Source organism: Paenibacillus sp. P36 (assembly GCF_045866505.1).
Taxonomy (GTDB): Bacteria; Bacillota; Bacilli; order Paenibacillales; family NBRC-103111; genus Paenibacillus_E; species Paenibacillus_E chondroitinus.
The window spans coordinates 2657786-2676956 of sequence record NZ_AP038372.1; the positions used below are offsets into that span (position 1 = coordinate 2657786).

Annotated in this window: 13 protein-coding genes; 12 read left to right on the forward strand and 1 reads right to left on the reverse strand. The window is 46.9% G+C overall.

What is annotated here, in order from left to right; all coding sequences use genetic code 11:
• Window positions 1-74: 74 nt before the first annotated feature.
• The 9 genes from ACKTT9_RS12055 (at window position 75) to ACKTT9_RS12095 (ending at window position 15149) form a co-directional block, all read left to right on the forward strand.
• The gene (locus ACKTT9_RS12055; RefSeq protein WP_407871752.1) at window positions 75-1040 is read left to right on the forward strand and encodes an ABC transporter permease; all 966 of its coding nucleotides are present in this window, start codon (window positions 75-77) and stop codon (window positions 1038-1040) included.
• Window positions 1041-1052: 12 nt separating this feature from the next.
• Complete coding sequence (locus ACKTT9_RS12060) at window positions 1053-1931, forward strand: carbohydrate ABC transporter permease (RefSeq protein ID WP_407871753.1); 879 nt, start codon at window positions 1053-1055, stop codon at window positions 1929-1931.
• A gap of 27 nt (window positions 1932-1958) precedes the next feature.
• Window positions 1959-3485 carry an extracellular solute-binding protein gene (locus ACKTT9_RS12065; protein WP_407871754.1) on the forward strand — a complete coding sequence of 509 codons (1527 nt, stop codon included), beginning with the start codon at window positions 1959-1961 and terminating at the stop codon, window positions 3483-3485.
• 27 nt (window positions 3486-3512) lie between these two features.
• Entirely contained in the window at window positions 3513-4337 is an 825-nt protein-coding gene (locus ACKTT9_RS12070) for a sugar phosphate isomerase/epimerase family protein (protein ID WP_407871755.1), read from the forward strand.
• A complete protein-coding gene (locus ACKTT9_RS12075; RefSeq protein WP_407871756.1) occupies window positions 4334-5392 on the forward strand; it encodes a Gfo/Idh/MocA family protein in 1059 nt (352 codons plus the stop codon). The genes ACKTT9_RS12070 and ACKTT9_RS12075 overlap by 4 nt, the downstream gene beginning before the upstream one ends.
• An 18-nt stretch (window positions 5393-5410) precedes the next feature.
• A complete protein-coding gene (locus ACKTT9_RS12080) occupies window positions 5411-7507 on the forward strand; it encodes a beta-galactosidase (protein WP_407871757.1) in 2097 nt (698 codons plus the stop codon).
• A 2-nt stretch (window positions 7508-7509) separates the two neighbouring features.
• The gene (locus tag ACKTT9_RS12085; protein ID WP_407871758.1) at window positions 7510-8625 is read left to right on the forward strand and encodes a type I phosphomannose isomerase catalytic subunit; all 1116 of its coding nucleotides are present in this window, start codon (window positions 7510-7512) and stop codon (window positions 8623-8625) included.
• 309 nt (window positions 8626-8934) lie between these two features.
• Window positions 8935-10050: an IS110 family transposase gene (locus ACKTT9_RS12090; protein ID WP_407869224.1), complete on the forward strand. Its 1116-nt coding sequence runs from the start codon at window positions 8935-8937 to the stop codon at window positions 10048-10050.
• Window positions 10051-11351: 1301 nt separating this feature from the next.
• Window positions 11352-15149, forward strand: coding sequence for a cohesin domain-containing protein (locus ACKTT9_RS12095; RefSeq protein WP_407871759.1), 3798 nt, complete (start codon window positions 11352-11354; stop codon window positions 15147-15149).
• Window positions 15150-15240: 91 nt separating this feature from the next.
• On the opposite strand, the gene ACKTT9_RS12100 is transcribed toward ACKTT9_RS12095, so the two are convergent.
• On the reverse strand, window positions 15241-16029 hold the full coding sequence (locus ACKTT9_RS12100) for a GNAT family N-acetyltransferase (RefSeq protein ID WP_407871760.1): 789 nt from the start codon (window positions 16027-16029) through the stop codon (window positions 15241-15243).
• Between the two features lie 360 nt (window positions 16030-16389).
• Between ACKTT9_RS12100 and ACKTT9_RS12105 the strand changes: the two genes are divergently transcribed.
• From ACKTT9_RS12105 to ACKTT9_RS12115, 3 genes are read left to right on the forward strand one after another with little or no spacing between them, the layout of a single operon-like run.
• Complete coding sequence (locus tag ACKTT9_RS12105) at window positions 16390-17052, forward strand: type 1 glutamine amidotransferase domain-containing protein (RefSeq protein WP_407871761.1); 663 nt, start codon at window positions 16390-16392, stop codon at window positions 17050-17052.
• A 17-nt stretch (window positions 17053-17069) separates the two neighbouring features.
• Entirely contained in the window at window positions 17070-17531 is a 462-nt protein-coding gene (locus tag ACKTT9_RS12110; RefSeq protein ID WP_407871762.1) for a DinB family protein, read from the forward strand.
• A gap of 43 nt (window positions 17532-17574) precedes the next feature.
• Window positions 17575-18741 (forward strand): iron-containing alcohol dehydrogenase, encoded by a 1167-nt coding sequence (locus tag ACKTT9_RS12115; protein ID WP_407871763.1) that lies wholly within the window; start codon window positions 17575-17577, stop codon window positions 18739-18741.
• The last annotated feature ends 430 nt before the right edge of the window (window positions 18742-19171 follow it).

A 19171-nucleotide genomic window follows, 5' to 3' on the forward strand; every position in this document is an offset into this window, starting at 1 on the left:
TTGAATTGTGATAAATAGGGCGCTCATGTACATTCAGAGCATGAAATATGGAAACAGAAGAAAGGTGGTAAGGCATGCAAAAAACTTGGCTAGAAGTTGGGAAGGTAAACAAACAAACAGCAGGAAAAACGAAATTTCAGCTTGCTGTAAAAGACATTTTAAGGGATCGATATCTGTATCTCTTAGCGGTGCCTGGTATTCTTTATTTTCTTATTTTCAAGTATGTACCGATGGGGGGCATTCTGATTGCGTTTCAGGATTACTCTCCTTATCAAGGGTTTTTACACAGCAAATGGGTAGGCTTGGAGAACTTTGAACGGTTTTTCCTTGGCAGCGAATTTTGGAATCTGTTTAGAAATACGATGATGATCAGTCTCCTTAATCTAGTGTTTTTCTTTCCAGTACCGATTATCGTGTCTCTACTATTAAACGAAGTTCGCAATATGAAATTTAAAACAATGATTCAAAGTATCGTATATTTACCGCATTTTTTCTCTTGGGTCATTATAGCAGGCATGACCTTCCTATTATTTTCACGGACTGGAGGGGTCATCAATAATGTCGTTGCCATGATGGGCTTCGAGAAAATCGATTTTCTGACGAATCCCAATTATTTCTGGATCATGCTTACGTTACAGTCGATATGGAAAGAAGCGGGATGGGGAACGGTTATCTTCCTGGCGGCCATTGCCGGCACAGATCCGGCTCTTTACGAAGCATCCAAGATGGACGGTGCGAATCGACTGCATCAGATGTGGTATGTCACCTTGCCTTCGATTCGGAATGTGGTCATTACCTTGCTGATCCTAAGGCTTGGTCAAGTCATGGACGTCGGCTTTGAACAAGTATATTTGATGACCAGCAGCGCGGTTTCCAGTGTATCGGATGTCTTTGAAACCTATGTTTTCCGCATGGGGGTCAAGAATGGGCAGTTTAGTTTTACAACAGCGGTAGGGCTATTTAAATCCGTTGTGGCCTTGATCCTGGTCGTATCGACCAACTGGCTGGCCAAAAAATTTGGGGAAGATGGCTTATATTGAGGAGGCTGGATAATGACAAGAAATGTGAAGGGATTGACTTTTGATCTCTTGGTTACGATCATCCTTATTTTTGCCGGGATCGTTACGATAATCCCCTTTATTTACATCGTAATTGTCTCCTTTGCTACGCCTTCCGAGTACATCCAGAAAGCGGGTGCGTTCATTTTGCCATCCGAATGGACACTCGTTAATTATAAATATTTGTTATCTACTGGCGCATTCATCCGGGCCGGGGGCAATAGTGCCTTTCTCGCTATTGTGGGAACCTTATTAAGTCTTGCGGTGACATCCAGTTTTGCTTATTCCTTGTCCAGAAAACGTTTGAGGGGTAGAAAAATACTGCTGCTGCTCGTGCTAATTTCAATCTTGTTTAATCCTGGGATTATTCCACCTTATCTGGTTGTCAAAAGCCTTGGACTTATTAACAGTATTTGGTCGCTGATCATTCCGGCTTTAACTAGTGGATGGTACATCTTCTTGATGAAAAGTTTCTACGACAGTATACCCGTGAGCTTGGAAGAGGCAGCCAGCATCGACGGCAGCAATGATTTGGGCATTTGGCTAAAAGTCATCTTGCCTTTATCCCTTCCCTCTTTGGCGGCTTTTGGACTCTTCTATGCGGTTAGTTATTGGAACGTCTTTTTCCACGCTATTTTATACATTAATGACTTTGACAAGTGGCCGCTTCAAGTCCTGCTGCAAAATATGCTGATTGACTCGTCTACGAGCGGAGGCGACCTTGCGAGCCAAATTGCTTCTGAACAAGAAATGCCGAAAGAAACCTTAAAGATGGCAGCCGTTGTTGTTGCTACAGTACCTATTATCCTGGTATACCCATTCCTGCAGAAGCATTTTGCAAAAGGAGTTATGGTCGGTTCTGTTAAGGAATGATATATAAATTAAGAGGAGGTTTTCAAGATGGTAATGAAGAAAAGATTCATGATGAGAACGGTTACAGTTATGACTGCAGCTGTATTGATGGCAACAACGGCAGCTTGCAGTTCCAAGTCGGGAACGAATGCAGGTGGTAGTGATAAGAAAGATGAGCCAACGACGATCAGTATCATGTCGACCTTCTTCTCTCAGGAGCCCCCGGGTGAAGATAATTTGATTGTAAAAGAGATCGAGAAACGTACGAATACGAAGCTTAAAATCACGTGGGTATCGCCGAATAACTACGCTGACAAGTTAAATGTAACGTTGGCATCAGGTGACTTGCCGGATTTGATTCTTGCTGATTATCCTCAAAGATATCCGTTGGTGAAAAGCATGGCTCAGCAGGGAGCATTCTGGGATTTAACAAATCTATATAAAAATTATCCCAACCTCGCTAAGTTCCCGGAGCTTACTTGGAAGAACCTCGCATTCGGCGATGGTAAAAACTATGGAATTCCACGTGTAAGACCTGTTTATGGGCAGACAGGATTGAATATCCGTAAAGATTGGCTGGATAAGTTGGGCTTGAAAGAGCCGACTACGACAGATGAGTTGTATGAAGTGATGAAAGCTTTTACAACGAAAGATCCGGATGGGAACGGTAAAAATGATACCTACGGTTTCTTGGGGTATGCGGACCCAACAGGAATAGGGAAATTCAATGTCATCGAGACCGCTTTTACGAAAACCGTTGGAGATTGGAAGATGGAGAATGGCATTCTGACGCCTATCATTTTCTTGCCAGCCCAAAAAGAAGCGCTTACTTATTTGAATAAACTCTATGTTGAGAAGTTGATTCCGGAAGATTTCAGTATTTTGAAGCAGACGCAAACGCTCGATATGATGAAGGCGGGAAAAGGCGGTATTGATGCCGTACCTATGGACCAAGCCTGGGAGTCAACAGCAGAGCTGAGAAAAACGAATCCTGATGCTTATGTGAAACCACTTGTTTCATTAAACGATACATCGGTAACCGATCCAGGTTCGTTCGGCATGTTCTTGATTCCTAAAAAAGTACCTGAGGCTAAAGTGAAGAAAATTATGGAGTTTATGGACTACGGTGCATCCGATGAAGGATCTGACTTGGCGAATTATGGCTTTAAGGATGTCCATTTCACCGAGCAGGACGGATTCAAGATTCCGACGGAGCAAGCGAAGAAAGATAACGTATCCCAACAAGCGATGGGACAAATCTTTTTGAAATTTGATAAATATCAGAAAGCGTACAAGTCCGGTATCACGAAGGACTACTACGATGCTCACGCCAAAATTATTGATGAACGTGCTAAATTTGCCGTTCTTGATCCGTCTATCGGGGTGGATTCGGATGCTTGGGTGAAATACTGGCCTGAATACCAGAAAAAAATTGCCGATATGAAGGTCAAGATGATTGTCGGGAAGGAAACTTCTGCAAGCTACGACAAATTCGTTGCCGATTTAAAGGCAGATCCGAACTTTCTTAAAATTGTTCAGGAAATGAACGAATCTTACAAAAAGAAAAATGGCTAAAAAATCCAGCGATCGGAGTGAATCTGTATGAAATTATCCTTCACTACACTAGGATGTCCGGAATGGCCCTTAGACAAAATAATTGCCAGCGCCACTGAATATGGTTTTGATGCAATCGACTTTAGGGGGTTAACCGGTGAAATGAACATCTATAAGCTTCCGGAGTTCTCCGTGCAGGTGCAACAAACGCTGGATAAAATCACCAAGGCCGGATTGCATGTTTCTTGCTTCTCCAGCTCCGTCCATTTATTTTCAGAGGAAAATTACGAAAAAAATCTACAGGAGATTACCGAATTCTCGAAGCTTTGCAGCATTTTCGGAACTCGCTACATTCGTGTATTTGGCGGCAAAATTGGGGATGCCGATCGGGAAACGGCGATTCATAAGGTCGTTAAGCATGTAACTGAAATGGCAAAGATCGCTAAGGCATACGGTGTTAAACTTTTGATTGAAACACATGATGATTGGATTTCTTGCGTAAATATGAAACAGGTATTGGAATTGGTCGATACCGATGCAATAGGGGTACTGTGGGATGTGCATCATCCGTATCGCATGATTGGCGAACAACCTGAAGATAGCTGGAAAGCCTTGGGACAATGGATCGCATATACGCATGTGAAAGATTCACGTACCGTGGATAACGGGGGAGAAGGCTTCCAATACTGCTTAACCGGGGAAGGCGATATCCCATTGAAAGACATTTATACGTTATTAAAACGTGAGGGATATGAGGGCTATTTTACTTTGGAATGGGAGAAAAAATGGCATCCGGAATTGGAGAATCCTGAAATTTCCTTTCCCCAGTATGTACAATATATGCGCAAATTAGCAACGGAGGTAACGAAATGAAAAAGATCAGAGTTGCTATTATTGGTCAAGGACGGAGTGGGCGTGATATACACGCCTACTCCTTGAGTCAAATGAAAGAGCAGTATGAAATTGTTGCTGTAGCGGACATGTTGGAAGAAAGGCTTGAAAGAGCCAAAAAAGAGCTGAACTGTGATGTTTATCGTGATTACCATGATCTGTTCAAGAGGGATGATCTGGATTTAATTATTAATGCATCACCTAGCCATTTTCATTTTGGGATTTCAAAAGAAGTGATGGAGAACGGATTTCATGTCCTATCTGAGAAACCTCTTGCTCGATCGGTAGAGGAAGTGGATATTTTAATCGATACGGCAAAGAAAACAGGGAAATTACTTGCTATTTATCAGCAGTCCAGGTACGCACCAGCCTATCGTCAGGTGCAGGAGATTATTCAATCTGGCGTCATAGGCAGAGTGGTTCAGGTTAGTATTGCCTACAACAATTTTGCAAGACGATGGGACTGGCAGACATTACGCGCAAATGATGGCGGCAACCTCTTAAATACGGGACCGCACCCGGTAGATCAGGCTCTCCAATTTTTTGGCAGCGAGGAAATGCCGCATATCACTTCAATTATGGATCGTGCGAATACAGCTGGGGATGCCGAAGATTACGTCAAGATCATCCTGCACGGCCATGGACGTCCTGTCATTGATGTGGAAATCTCCTCCTGCTGCGCATATCCGAGCTTTACTTATAATGTCCAAGGGACTAGAGGCGGGATTAATGGGAGCACCAAGCATTTGGACTGGAAATATTTCAAACAAGAGGAAGCGGGAGAACTGAAATTGGTGACTACCCCGCTGGTCAATGAAAAAAATGAGCCAGCTTATTGCCGTGAACAATTGAAGTGGTATGAAGAAAGCTGGGATGCCCCGATTGAACAGGGCAAAGATTTATTCCATACGATGGCGGAAAGCTTTTATACCATGCTATATCAAACGATTGTAAATGGGAAAGCACTTGAAGTTACACCGCAGCAAGTACGGCAACAAATTGCAGTGATGGAAGAATGCCATCGGCAAAATTCGTAAGGTTGTTAGGAGATTCCAATGAAGAACTCAGATTTTCCGTATGGCTCCGTTCTTAAGGTGCACAGAGAGTTTACGCTTGAAGATATACGAAGAAAATTAGACGATATGAAGCGTTGCGGCATGAATATCGTTGTCATCTGGCCGGCCTTCTTCTGGTGGGAGAATAAAGCGAACGCCAATTACCCTTTTCAAACAGGGATTGACATTTTAAAGCATGCGGAACAAATCGGGATGAAAGTCATCATGGAGCTGGCAGGCCAAATTACCGCACTCGAGTATGCGCCGGATTTTTTAATGAAGGAAGACTATTACGCCAAAAAAGCAAACGGAACGGTTGATAACGACAAAATCATTTTTGATTATTTGAACTACAATCACCCGGAAGTCAAGCAGCTTGTGAAGAAGCATTATACAGCCGCAGCAGAAGCTTATAAGCATTCAACAGCCCTGTACGGGTACGATATTTTGAATGAAACGATGTTTACTTCCTATGATCGGTTTACTTTACAGTTATTCCGCAGCTGGCTAGAGGAAAAATATGGCCGTATTGAACGATTGAATGAAGTATGGGACCGTTCATATTATGACTGGAACCAAATCGAGTTCACCTACTGGCTGTGGGCAAGCGTAATGCCATTTGTCGATTGGGAGCAATTCCGCAAAGAGAACATGGGAATCATTCTGAGTGAATGGCGAGGCTATATCAAAGCAGTCGATCCTGAACGGTTGACAATCGCTGACAACATTAACTCTATGGTCGCTACGGATAATTTCTATTCAAGACCTCATGATGATTGGAACATAGCAGAGAACGTAGATGAATATGGCATCTCGTTTTATCCCAAAGAGACATTGGAAGGAACCCCGCATTATAAACGTTGGGAAACCTTTGTCGGTGTGCACTCTGCGACACGAACAGGCCGTTTCTGGATTTCAGAGCTGCAAAGTCATCATAGGAGTATGTTTAAACCCAAAAGCGTGGTGCACCCGTACGAACTAAAATGGTGGAACTGGGAAGCGATTTCGCATGGGGCAAAGGGACTTATATATTGGAAATGGGACCCTTTTATGAAAGGGATTCAAACGGCTGGACGCGGTTTGGTTGATGCGCAAGGAGGCTTTACGCCCAGAGCGGATGCCGCTGCTGAAATCGGCAGCATTCTTATGGAGCATCGGTCCGCTTTTACCAACTATGATCCTGAGCAGCCGCGTGTGGCTATTCTGTATGATAAGTTAACACATGATTTTACCAAAGCTTTTACGTTAACGGTGCCTGACGAAACGAATATCTATCTTAATTCGATTGCGGGATTGTATGAGTGTCTATGGGATCTGAACATCCCCGCTAAATTTATCACGCCGGATGATGTGAAGAAGGGCAAAGCGTCTGCGTTTGGGACATTGTTCTTAACGAATCAACTGACGATCGGTTCTGAACTTGCAGCAGCTCTCAAGCAATTCGCAGAACAAGGCGGAACTATAATCGCTGATGGTAAATTTGGAGAAATCAAGGAAGATAGCCTTATGAATGACCAGCTGCCGGGCGGGGATTTAAACGCTGATCTTGGTTATCATTTGGTCGACATTGATCCGTTAGAGCTGCAGATTTCACTTCAAGAAGGCGAGCTATCAAGCCTGCCAGGCTATTTTGAACGAAAAATTCTAAATGTGACTAGCCCGAATGTGGACATCTGGGGTAGTTATTCGGATAACGCTCCCGCCGTGTTGCACTCACCGATTGGCAAAGGCCGTATCTTATATATTTCGACTATGTTATGGTACGGATTCCATAAAGAGCCTTCACTGCATGTGCGAAATTGGGTGCAGCATGTGGATACGTTATATTCGCTATCGCTACATTCCATAAAGGATGCTAGATTGAAATTGTGCTCCCTGAAAGGGGAAGACGGAATGCTCTTGTTTGTATTCAATTATACAAATGAGTTGATTTCCTCCGATGTGTACCTAAGCGGCATCGATACAGAATTAGAGGCTGTCTCCTGCATTTCAAACAGCTGCAAAGTTGAGAGCCGGCAGGAGCTTGGACGTGTGTCTCTCGGTGTTACGATTCCTGCCAAGGATGTTGGCATTTATAAACTTTCGTGGAGGGGATAAAAGTGTCGCATCATCTTTTTGATGGGTTGAGTAATCACCCTATTCTGCTGCAGCCAAATCGGGTATGGCGAACCTATTCAGGCGGCAAGCTTATCGATCAATGGCAGAAGCAAGCTGCTCGGGAAGATAGCAGCTTTCCCGAGGAATGGGTGGCTTCGGTCGTGAAGGCCGTTAATGTTGGCCGTGAACACGTCCAAGAAGGACTGAGCAAGGTCAAGCTCCCTGACGGGTCGATGACGACCTTGCAAGAAGTGATAGATTCTGATCCGGTAGCCTTTATGGGCAGAGCCCATGTCGAAAAGTTCGGCTCGCAAACGGCTGTATTGGTCAAATTGCTCGATTCCAGTGAGCGACTGACGATTCAAGTGCATCCCGATCGGCACTTTGCGGAAACGAGATTCCACTCTCGATTCGGCAAAACGGAAGCCTGGTATGTATTGGGTGGCAGAACCATAGATGGCGAAGAGCCTTATGTGTTGTTTGGCTTTAAACCGGGAGTGACGGCCGAAGTTTGGAAGAACCTGTTTGAAACACAGGATATTCCAGGGATGATGGGTGCGCTGCATCGGATACCCGTCCGTGAAGGGGATATTTTCCTTGTTGAGGGCGGAGTGCCTCACGCAATCGGAAGCGGATGCTTCCTGATTGAAATTCAGGAACCAACCGATTACACGCTTCGGACAGAGCGAACAACACCAAGAGGTAACCCTGTGCCGGATCAGGCCTGTCACCAGGGCTTGGGCTTTGATGAGATGCTGAATTGTTTTCATTATGACAACCATTCATTGGAACAAATCAAAAACAAATGGTACAAGCAGCCGAGCGTATTGCAGGAAACGGACGGTGGATGCTTGTCCGCACTCATTCAAGCGTCAGACACGGATCGTTTTACCATGGACCGGTTGAACGTAAATGGTACGTTTACAAATGAGTTAAACGGTCCCTTCGCTATTGCTATAGTTACGCAAGGAAAAGGTACTCTATCCTATGAGTCATGGATGAGCGTTATCGATCAAGGAGATACCTTTTTCATCCCGGCTTCTATGAGCACGATGAAGTGGGTTAGTGAAGGAGATTCACCTTTGCAGGTGATCTTTTGTTACCCGCCAATTTCATAATTGTTTTGATTGAAAAGGGAAGAAGCTGATGCTTCTTCTTTTTTATTAAGGGGAAGTTTCGCTTACTATGGGACTCCCCCTGGGAGGGGAACTACAGGGTGCTATTTCTACGAAATGGGCTCTTTTTCGTGGGGAGGGGAACTGTGGGGCGCTATTTGTCCGTTTTCTTAAAGAAAAACAGGTAGGCGGTCAAGTAGTTATGATGAACGCACAACAGCCCCTAATATTTGCTGAATCGTAGGCTAAACTGGTAATGAACAATCAATCCATACCAATCCAGAGCTAATAAGCAAAATAGGAGCTGTTAATATGAAGCATACCACAAAATTCATAGGTTTAGACGTATCTAAAGACAAGATTTCTGTTGCTGTTGCAGACGCTGGACGCGACGAACCTCGCTTCGTTGGGCACTTCCCTCATAAACTGGAGTTCGTAAAGAAAATAATGAGACAACTCGGCAATGCTGAAAACTTAGAAGTTTGTTACGAAGCTGGCCCAACGGGTTATGTACTCTTTCACTGGCTAACTGCGCTCGGTATTACTTGTAAAGTTATCGCCCCTTCCCTCATTCCAGTCCGGACAGGCGATCAAATTAAGACAGATAAACGAGATGCCCTTCGTCTTGCTACACTGTTTCGCGCGGGAGAACTAACAGCTGTGCACGTACCAACTCCTGAACAAGAAGCTCTTCGCGATCTTGTTCGCTCAAGAGAGGATGCGAAAGAGGATCTCCATCGAGATCGCCAGCGGGTATTAAAGTTACTTCTGCGGCGTCAAATTTCTCATCCACCTGCCATCAAAAATCGTTGGACACGAAATTACAGAGAGTGGTTGACCAGCTTGAAATGGGAAAGAGAATCTGATCAGCTCATGTTTCAAGAATATTTGCAGGCGATTCATGAATCCGAAAGTCGCCTTCAACGTCTGGAAGCGAGCATTATTCAATATGCTCAAAAAGGGGCTTTGGGTCCAGTCGTTAAAGCACTTCAGGTATTAAAAGGGGTAGCCATCATCTCGGCGCTTACGCTTGTTGCTGAAATAGGTTGTTTTACACGTTTCCGAAATCCTGCCATGCTCATGGCTTACCTTGGCCTGGTCCCACGAGAGCATTCTACAGGACTTAGTACGCGAAGAGGAAGTATTACCAAGGCGGGTAATCGTGGAGTTCGTCGCACTTTGGTCGAATCAAGTTGGAGTTATCGTCATAAGCCATCGATAGGCAGGGAACTTAGAAAACGAATGGAAGGTCAGGAAGGCGAACTTCTGGCTGTCTCATGGAGAGCGCAAATACGGCTGAACAGCAAATACTGTAAACTTGTGTACCGTGGAAAAGAATCTAATGTAGCTGTAACAGCAGTTGCGCGAGAACTAGTCGGATTCATCTGGGAAATCGCGTGTAAAGTCGAACGATCTGTAACGGCCTAAAACCGACAACAGGGTTTAGAGTGCCCAGCCGACAGGCTGGGACAAGACATAGTCTTCAAATCATCCGAGCTGTCAAGGCTAAACGTTGCGCTTCGCGGCCTTGACAGTCGATACTTTAGCAGGAATAAGATACCTAAGTATGGTGAAACAAAAGCAATAATTGGGCCCAGGAGCAAAGTAGGGGTTGAAGAGAGTCCGTGTGAGGCCTTATGCACAACTATAGGTTTGCTAATAGCTGCGTGCGACAATAGTTTACAGGAAGCTCTTCTTAACGAAAGTCATTAACTGCGGTAACCAGCCCGCGAATATCAGGATGCTAGCCGTTGCTTGCATTTTGCTCCTGTGCCGAGTTATTTGCTTACAAAAAACACTCAATTACTCTCGTACTAAAATGGGGGCTTGACAGAGTGCGTTCATATCAAGGCCCTGTAGTTCCGCTTGAACGCGAAAACGGGCTGAGTTCGCTAGAATAGTGGTCTGTAGTTCCTCTAAGGTGTATCCTTGGCCAACTTAACACTAAAATGAGTTTATCTCCTCCGCCAAGTGTCTCAGTACCGCTGAATTTTTGGCGGTGCTGGGTGTTCTCCACCTCAAACATTCGCTCCTACCGGCTCTTAACAAGCTAAACTATGGAGGAGAAGTAACTCCACCAACGGTTCCTTTCTCCCCAGCGATGTCAATTCCCCTCATATCGGACGATTAAATAATGGTGGAAACGAACACCTCTGATTTTTGAACAAATAGGTATGATTTTTAACCTACCCCTTAGCCATCACGTAGTGTAAGGTGGGATTATCTGGATTTCGCAGCGGTTCCGATGGTTTGCTACGAAATGGATCAAGGGGGGTGAATCGAATGGTTCCCGATCTTTAGAGAATGAATGGCTATCAACGGCACCTGGGTTTGGAATATGTAATTGTTGACCTATCAATGGATATTGGAACAATGCAAAGATCAACGCATCTCCCGATAGGGCAAAAAAATGCTGCGAGCTCTCTTTTTCCAAATGATGATGCTAAAGATTCCCCATAACGATGCCTTTAAAAGGTACATGGTAATGCTCAGAGAGACATGGGAGGTATATCGCATAAGTTCCGCAGAGATTCATTCTGCCTGACATAATTTTCTAACACCTACTTTCCATCATCATCGATTTCGACTTCATGTACCTGTATGTTGGAATAGTTTCGCAGGATACAAACTATTTTAGAAAGCGTTTCCAATTATGGATTTATCAGCACCTACATTACAACGGATCAAACCACTAATATAGCTACATGATTAGAGGGAGGAAAACAAAAATGCAAAAGTCACTGCTCAGACTCGTATCTATGTCCCTGGCGCTTTCTATGTGCCTGTCCCTGTTCGCCTTCATCGTCCCGGCGTCAGCTGATGCCGCAGCGCCCAGACTGCGCCCGATGGAATATATGACACGCGGCTTGGTCGCTGCCCAAGTCGCAGGCGGCATATTCCTGAGCTGGCGCTTCCTGGGAGACGAACCCGATGGCCTCTCCTGGAACGTCTACCGCAAAGATGGAGATGCTGATTTTGTGAAGATCACAACCATCACACCCCGGGATGTACAGCCAGAGAGCAATTACGAGACAAACCCCGGCATTGTGAAAGAAAACGTCACCCCGTCTAATTACACCGACCCGGCTGGTCTCCTATCTTCCATCTATGAAGTGGCGCCAGTCATTAACGGCGCTGAGGGAGTCAGGCAGGGGATGTCCGTACCCATGCTGTCGGCTTTGGCGGGAAGCGCCGGACAGGCCAATAGGGGCGCCGTGCATTATATCCCAATGAAGCCGGCTCCATCTCCCGTGCCGCTCGCGCACTTTACCTACCGCGGCAACAGGTTCGGCCCGGGCACTAATTTGACTACGGCCAACATGGTAATCCCCGGTACGGGCGGCCAGCACTGGTACGTCGTCGACATGGATCTGCTCAGGGCATTCCGCGAGCCGCATGACAACAAAACCCCTGTCAGCGCTGCAGACCTTAGCGGATGGGTCGACAAGCTGGGTGAGTACAATAAGGAAACTTGGCAACCAACCCATTCGCTCGGGACCGACGGTATTATCAGCGATGCCTTGTACGCAGAGCTGGAGGCCAAGTTCATGAAGTACGTTGAGGAACTGGACGCAGGACCGAAACTTCCCTATGCGAAAACCGGCACGGGGGCCATATATACATCGCAAAGCAGCGCCTACTCCACCCATGACATGACGGTGGGCGATTTTGACGGTGACGGCGAGTATGAGATCGTCGTGAAGTGGCGCAGCACCCAGCAAGATCCTATGTATTCCGAGCCGATTTTCAGTGGCAGTAACAACTTAACCGCTCCCGAGTACATAGACGTGTATAAACTGGACGGCACGCTGCTGTTCCGCGTCGATATGGGCTATAACGTAAGAGCAGCCAACGACCACGAGACCACCTTGTTTAGCCAAGACTTTGACGGTGACGGCAAAGCCGAGCTAATGCTGAAGACCGCCTTAGGCACTCGCATCGGAAATTGGGACGAAGAATCACAGTCCGTCATATATCAAGACACCCTCAATACCGTTGTGGGCGGCAATGACGGCTTGAATGCCACCACAGACAAGTTCAAGGAATACTTCGCATCCGGCAACGAGCAAGCCCTTAATACTTACTGGTCTCTTCTTAACAGCTTCACCATTTCCTATCGCAGCCCGATAGCCGGTGGCGGCAACGACGGAGTTAATGATCCGACGGTCAAACGGTGGATTAAGACCTACCATGTTGGCCCGATCGGCTCCGCCAAAGACGATCAAGAGTTTTTCTCAGCTTTTAAGTGGGACGGCGAAGCTGGCAAAGGCGTGCTCATCGACAGCGCCAAATATCCATTCCCTTACAAGGGCAGCGTTGACGGCGAGAACTGGGCTATGACGCCAGAATCCCAGCGCGGGAATTACTCTTATTTGGCTTTCCCCGGTCCAGGTGCCGGCAGCTCGACTAGTGATTATAAAGCGCAGATCATGGCTGAAAAAGAAGCCTACTGGCTTGAGCATCCCTGGAAGGCGGCCGTGTGGGGCGACGCGCAGGGTAACCGCGCCAACCGCTACCTCGGCGTCGTGGCCGCTCTTGACGGTGTTAACAATTATGCCGTCTCTCAGCGCGGCTACTACGCAAGGACGACTTTTGCCGCCTACAATATCGTGAACGGCAAAGTCAACCTTCAAGCCAGCTTCGACTCGGCCGACCCGCGGTACTGGACTCTCGGCGGCTCCGCGTATGACTACCAGAACCGCGGCAACCATCAAACTCAAACCGCCGACCTCGACGGCGATGGACGGGATGAGATTGTGATGAAAGCAATGGTCCTCGGTTTGAACGCCGACAAGACCATGATCCTGCCCAAGGTACTGAACGGCGACATCATGCCGACAATCGAGGGTCAGAATAGCATCCCTCCGGTTGCTGACAGCTTCGAGTTCGCCACCGACGCGGTTCGGAATAACCCGCTGAATGTGTGGGCTCCGCTCCGTCACGGTGACCGCAGTGCGCTGCTCCCAGTCGCTAAAGACAATAGCATCCGAATGTGGTCCGGCAGCGAGGAGCACATGCTGGACGACATACGCAACGGCAAGCATTACGGCTGGCTGCCTGGCCCGGAGGCGCATGACCCGATGAAGGGCAAACGGCTGAATGCGCAGGGCGAGATTATCTATGAAAACTCGCTGGTCTTCGGCGTATACGCCGGTACCGATGCCGAGGGTGCAGTAGCCGGCAACTTCTCTAACCGCTGGCCCGGCGCGCAGGGCTATTCGCAGAACGGCGCCAGGAGCATGATCACGGGCGAGCTCCTGAACGGCAGCAGAAATTTGGGCAGCGGCCAGAATGCCATCTGGTTCGGTGGCGGCTTGACAGCCATGGCCGTCAACAGCGCTACGATCAACACGGTCAACGACTTGACCTTTGCGACCACCTCTTATCTCGCGACCGGGCTTACGTCGACCGGCAATAAAAGCACTCCCACACTCAAGGCTGATATTTTTGGAGACTGGCGAGAGGAGCTCATTCTTCGGGGCAGCAATAACCGTCTGGCCATTGTTACAACTCTGTCTCCGACGGAGTACGGTATTCGCACACTGATGCACGACCCGATGTACCGCAGTGGCGTGGCGAATAAGAACACCGGCTACGATCAGATGGGATTCGCGAGCTTCTATTTGGGTGACGAGGCAAAGCTGCCCTCTATGAGGACGGACATCGCTATTCCGAAGACGGCCCCCAATACCGAGAGCAAGATCAAGTTGACGGGACCAGCTTCGGTACAGCCCGGTGAAACGTTCGATCTGATTTACAGTGGGAAGGATCTGGAATCAGGAGTGATGGCCCAGGATCTGACTTTCGAGTTCGATCCGACAGTCGTGGAGCAGGTATACGATCCTGTCTCTATGGCCGACGAGCAATTCGTCGTCGTCAGTCACAAACAGGTTGACGGCAAGCTGCGCGTACTGGGTGTACATCTTGGCGCGAAGCAGACAGATCCGAACGGGGATCTATTGAAGCTGAGCCTGAGAGCGAAGCTGGGAGCGGAAGGGAATACGTCGATCCTGCTCAGCAAGGTGATTACGGCGGATGCTAACGGCGTGGAGACGACGTTCGACGGAGTGAGTCACAGCTTGAGAATTGAGCAGCAGGTTGTGGTGGATAAGTCTGCTCTGAATGCTTTGATTGCAGATGCCCAGGCTAAGCATGACAAAGCATCGGAGGGCAGCGGAGTCGGTAGTTATCCGGCAGGTACGAAGGCTACACTGCAGTTGGCGATCGATCAGGCCAAGGCGGTTGCGAATAACCCGGCAGCCGATCAGGCAGCGGTGAATCAGGCAACAGCTCAGCTGCAGACGGCGTTGCAGACATTCCTGGATGCAGTCATCAAGCCGAATGGCGGCGGCGATTTCAACAATGACAACAAGATCAGCATCGGCGACCTGGCGCTGGCGGCCAAAGCGTACGGCAAGTCGTCCGCGGATTCCGACTGGAACTCGTGGAAGCAGTTCGACTTGAGCGGTGACGACGTCGTAGACATTGAGGATCTGGTCATACTTGCTACTCAGATTCTGAACTAGGAAATTGGCAGGAGCAAAATAACAAATACAATAGCAACCAAAAACGGAGCCCCGCATTTGCGGTCTAAAGGCTCCGTTTTTTAGTGCATATTCATCCGAAATAAAAATCGATTCGAACCTCTTCGCTGAATCCAAGCGCTCGATACACACCAACGCCCATCTCGCTTGATTGCAGCACGGCTATCTTGCCGCCTGCGACTTGTCCCTCACGAATGGCATGCGCGGTCAAAGCGCTTCCGATACCTTGCCGTCTGTATTCTCCAGCAGTAGCTACATTGTAGATACCAATGGTTTCTCCATCTTGAAAGGCTGTAACCACTCCGGCAGGACGGCCATCCAGGAATCCGACATAATGCCGTAAAATGGCTTGTTCACGGAGCGCTAACGATTCGTTTACTTGCATGAATACTTCGCCAGTTTCTCCTTGTAGGCCGAATGCAGGAAGGGCAATCTCTTTGAACCAGGAGAATTCCGCTGTTGTCAGGATAGGTTTGATTTCGAAGTTGGAAATGCTTGGAGCCTTATACGTCCAATTCGCAAGGGAAAGTGACATGCCGGGAGATTGACCGGACTTTTTAAGTCCGTGTTCCTCCAATACACTTGCCAGCTCAGCGGCGTCGGTGTCATGCGACCAGATCAACCATGAGAAAGGACCTTTAGATGACCGATAATGATCAATAATTGTTGCGATATCGTTCAAGGCACCATCGGATTTCAGTCCTTCATAGGTGATAATTCGATTGAATAGCGAATGAGGGAGATCACTCTCGTAACGAATCACTTGTGGTGTCTTCACGAATGACATGCGAGGACAGGAGCCGCTCATTTGCTTCATAATATGAATCATGTTTTGTTTGATGATGTCTGGCGTGCTTATCATGGTTTGACCTCACTGGATATAGGATTAGGGCCTGCATCCGTTATTGTAAAGCGTAAAATTTCTTCAAACAAATAACGAAATGTTTATGGGGTTATAAGTACTTTTATGAATAGATAGCTTTCGATGCTGTTGCTCTCCTATCTGACCCCATAACTTTTCATTATGTCGCCCCCAACTTACCTGTAGTACAATCCACAGTGCCAAGGTGTTAAAGTATGTTTACCGCCAAAACAAAAGGCGAATGCAGCTGCTGATATAAAAAAATATCATCACATTCGGTTTTTATGATGTGTAATAAGCGTCTCAGAGGCAATAATATCTTTCGTAAGTCAGCTGCATGGACGAAAAGGGGGATTTCCAATGACCAAACGTATTCTAATGGTAGTCACAACTGCCGATCAAATAAATGAGAATGAGCGAACAGGATTATGGTTGTCAGAATTTGTAGAGCCATACCTCGCTTTTAACAATAAAGGATATGAAGTTACGATAGCAAGCCCACTAGGTGGGAAGGTTCCTCTAGATCATAGAAGTCTGGAAGGTGCTCCTCAAGAGATGTTAGATATGGCTAAATACCTGAAAGACACTATGAAGCTGGAAAATGTGAACGACATTCATTCTTACGATGCTATTTTCATCCCGGGTGGACATGGAACGATGTTCGACATGCCAGATAACGAGGTGCTGCAAACCATAATCCGTACGATGTATGAATCCGGTAAAATTGTTGCCGCTGTTTGTCATGGCCCAGCAGCACTTGTCGGCGTGAGACTGTCAGATGGTACGCCTCTCGTAGCAGGAAAAACGATCGCGGCGTTCACCGATGAGGAAGAAAGAGAAACGACTTTAGATAAATACATGCCGTTTTTACTAGAAACACGGCTTCGCGAATTGGGAGCTAATATCGTCTTAGCGCCGAATTGGACAGATAACTTTCAAGTGGACGGCAATCTCATTACAAGTCAAAACCCACAATCTGCGGAAAGTGCCGCTAAGGAAGTCATTCGTCAACTCACTAAATAATCAGGGGGCTATATACAATGAAAAATGAACTTACAACTACTCAACAAGTAATGAAACGTTGGAAAATGCACCGCAATGCCTTGCAAGAACTTGTAGCGCTATTGCCAGAATCAGGAGGGACATGGCGTCCATGGGACGGCGGGATGACGACAATTGAACTTATCCATCATCTTGCGATGACGCCGGATTTCTTTTTTGCCGCTATTGAATCGCGGGATATGATCGTCCCACCCGTTCCGTCGACCATTTCGGAAGCTCGTGAGCTTCTTCAGCAGTTAACCGTCAAACACGAACAAAAACTTGCCTCTTATTCAGAATCAGATTTACAACAAGACGCAACCATTTTTGAAAATGTAGAACCAATCGTAGAAGTGCTTCATCGTTTAATTGGACATGAGGCCCATCATAAAGGACAACTCTTCGTATATGCCCGCATGCTAGGCGTAACACCGCCGTTTTATGTCGATTTGAGCGTATAATTGGCAGAAACTCACTTCACATTCGAGAGGGGTAACAGCGACGATGGATAAATTTGAGTTTTATAATCCGACTAAGCTTCTATTTGGAAAAGGTCAATTAAGCAGTTTGAAAAAAGAAATTCCCGCTTATGGTAAACGTATTTTGCTATTGTATGGTGGCGGCAGTATCAAAAAGAGCGGCCTTTACGATAAGGTTATTCAGGAACTGAAAGAAATCGACGCTACAGTTGTTGAGTTAGGAGGCGTTGAGCCGAACCCGCGACTAACGACCGTCAAAAAAGGGATTAACCTGATAAGAGAAAATCAGCTTGATTTCATTCTCGCCGTTGGTGGCGGCAGTGTGCTCGATTGTGCAAAAGCAATTGCCGCGGGCGTGCCGTACGATGGAGACGTATGGGATTTCGTGCTTAAGAAGGCGAAAGCTTCATCAAACTCTGTTCCGATTGGCGCCGTTCTAACGTTAGCGGCAACAGGTTCCGAGATGAACGGAAATTCCGTCATTACGAATTGGGAAGAGAATGAGAAAAAATCGTTTAACTCCATTCATGTCTATCCAAGATTCAGTATTTTGGATCCTGAGCTTACCTTCACAGTACCACGTGATCAAACGGTATACGGCATTGTTGATATTATGTCCCATGTCTTCGAACAGTATTTCCATGCCTCGAGCAATGCACCTCTTCAAGAAAGAATCGGTGAAGCGATTCTTCACACCGTCATCGAGACGGCACCAAAGCTCGTGAACGACTTGGACAATTACGAATATCGCGAAGTCATGTTATTGAATGGCACATTGGCCTTGAACGGACTAACCGCAATGGGGGTTAAAACCGATTGGGCAACGCATTACATTGAACATGCCGTATCGGCTGTCCATGATATCCCGCACGGCGGCGGCCTCGCGATTCTTTTCCCACGCTGGATGGAACATGTCGCGGCTGTACGTCCAGAGAAAGTTGCGCAGTTGGGTGTGCGTGTATTCGATTTGGATCCAGCAGGAAAAACGGATACGCAACTGGCAGCGGAAGCGATCGAGTCGCTCGTGAAATTTTGGACATCCATTGGAGCGCCTACGAAGCTGTCAGACTATGGCATTGATGATAAGGAAATTGAGTTAATGACGGAAAGAGCTATGCTCGCCGATCAAATAGGTAACTATGTTCCTCTTACGAATGAGGATGTCCGAAAAATCTTGAGAAATTCTTTGTAATTTATTGAAAAATGGGGCTGTCTCGAAGGTTTATACGACCAGAGAGATAGCCTTATTTTCTTTGATTTACTTCTCCAACCGCACTCTCTGAAGCCAGTCGCTATAAAGAGATTCTGCGCCTGTGTGAGATCAAGAGGTTCCTTAAATCAAGTCGATGATTTGGAGTAAGCTTTTGAGCGACTCGTCCCTGGCAGGGGAACTACGGGCCGCTAATTCATCGAAATAGGCTCTTTTTCGCGTGGAGAGGAACTGTGGGGCGCTATTTGTCCGTTTTCTTAGAGAAAACGGGATGAGGCGGTCAAATAAGGTCTTGCAGTTCCGCTTGAACGTGTAAGCGGCTGAATTTGCTAGAATAGTGGCCTGTAGATCCTCTAGGGTGTTTCGTTGACCAACTTCACGTTCGTATGAGATGCCCCTATGCTTAGTGTCA

Excerpts from the sequence above, each read along its gene's own strand:
- ACKTT9_RS12055 (WP_407871752.1), top strand. The coding sequence starts at position 75 with ATGCAAAAAACTTGGCTAGAAGTTGGGAAGGTAAACAAACAAACAGCA.
- ACKTT9_RS12060 (WP_407871753.1), top strand. The coding sequence starts at position 1,053 with ATGACAAGAAATGTGAAGGGATTGACTTTTGATCTCTTGGTTACGATC.
- ACKTT9_RS12065 (WP_407871754.1), top strand. The coding sequence starts at position 1,959 with ATGGTAATGAAGAAAAGATTCATGATGAGAACGGTTACAGTTATGACT.
- ACKTT9_RS12070 (WP_407871755.1), top strand. The coding sequence starts at position 3,513 with ATGAAATTATCCTTCACTACACTAGGATGTCCGGAATGGCCCTTAGAC.
- ACKTT9_RS12075 (WP_407871756.1), top strand. The coding sequence starts at position 4,334 with ATGAAAAAGATCAGAGTTGCTATTATTGGTCAAGGACGGAGTGGGCGT.
- ACKTT9_RS12080 (WP_407871757.1), top strand. The coding sequence starts at position 5,411 with ATGAAGAACTCAGATTTTCCGTATGGCTCCGTTCTTAAGGTGCACAGA.
- ACKTT9_RS12090 (WP_407869224.1), top strand. The coding sequence starts at position 8,935 with ATGAAGCATACCACAAAATTCATAGGTTTAGACGTATCTAAAGACAAG.
- ACKTT9_RS12095 (WP_407871759.1), top strand. The coding sequence starts at position 11,352 with ATGCAAAAGTCACTGCTCAGACTCGTATCTATGTCCCTGGCGCTTTCT.
- ACKTT9_RS12100 (WP_407871760.1), bottom strand. The coding sequence starts at position 16,029 with ATGATAAGCACGCCAGACATCATCAAACAAAACATGATTCATATTATG.
- ACKTT9_RS12105 (WP_407871761.1), top strand. The coding sequence starts at position 16,390 with ATGACCAAACGTATTCTAATGGTAGTCACAACTGCCGATCAAATAAAT.
- ACKTT9_RS12110 (WP_407871762.1), top strand. The coding sequence starts at position 17,070 with ATGAAAAATGAACTTACAACTACTCAACAAGTAATGAAACGTTGGAAA.
- ACKTT9_RS12115 (WP_407871763.1), top strand. The coding sequence starts at position 17,575 with ATGGATAAATTTGAGTTTTATAATCCGACTAAGCTTCTATTTGGAAAA.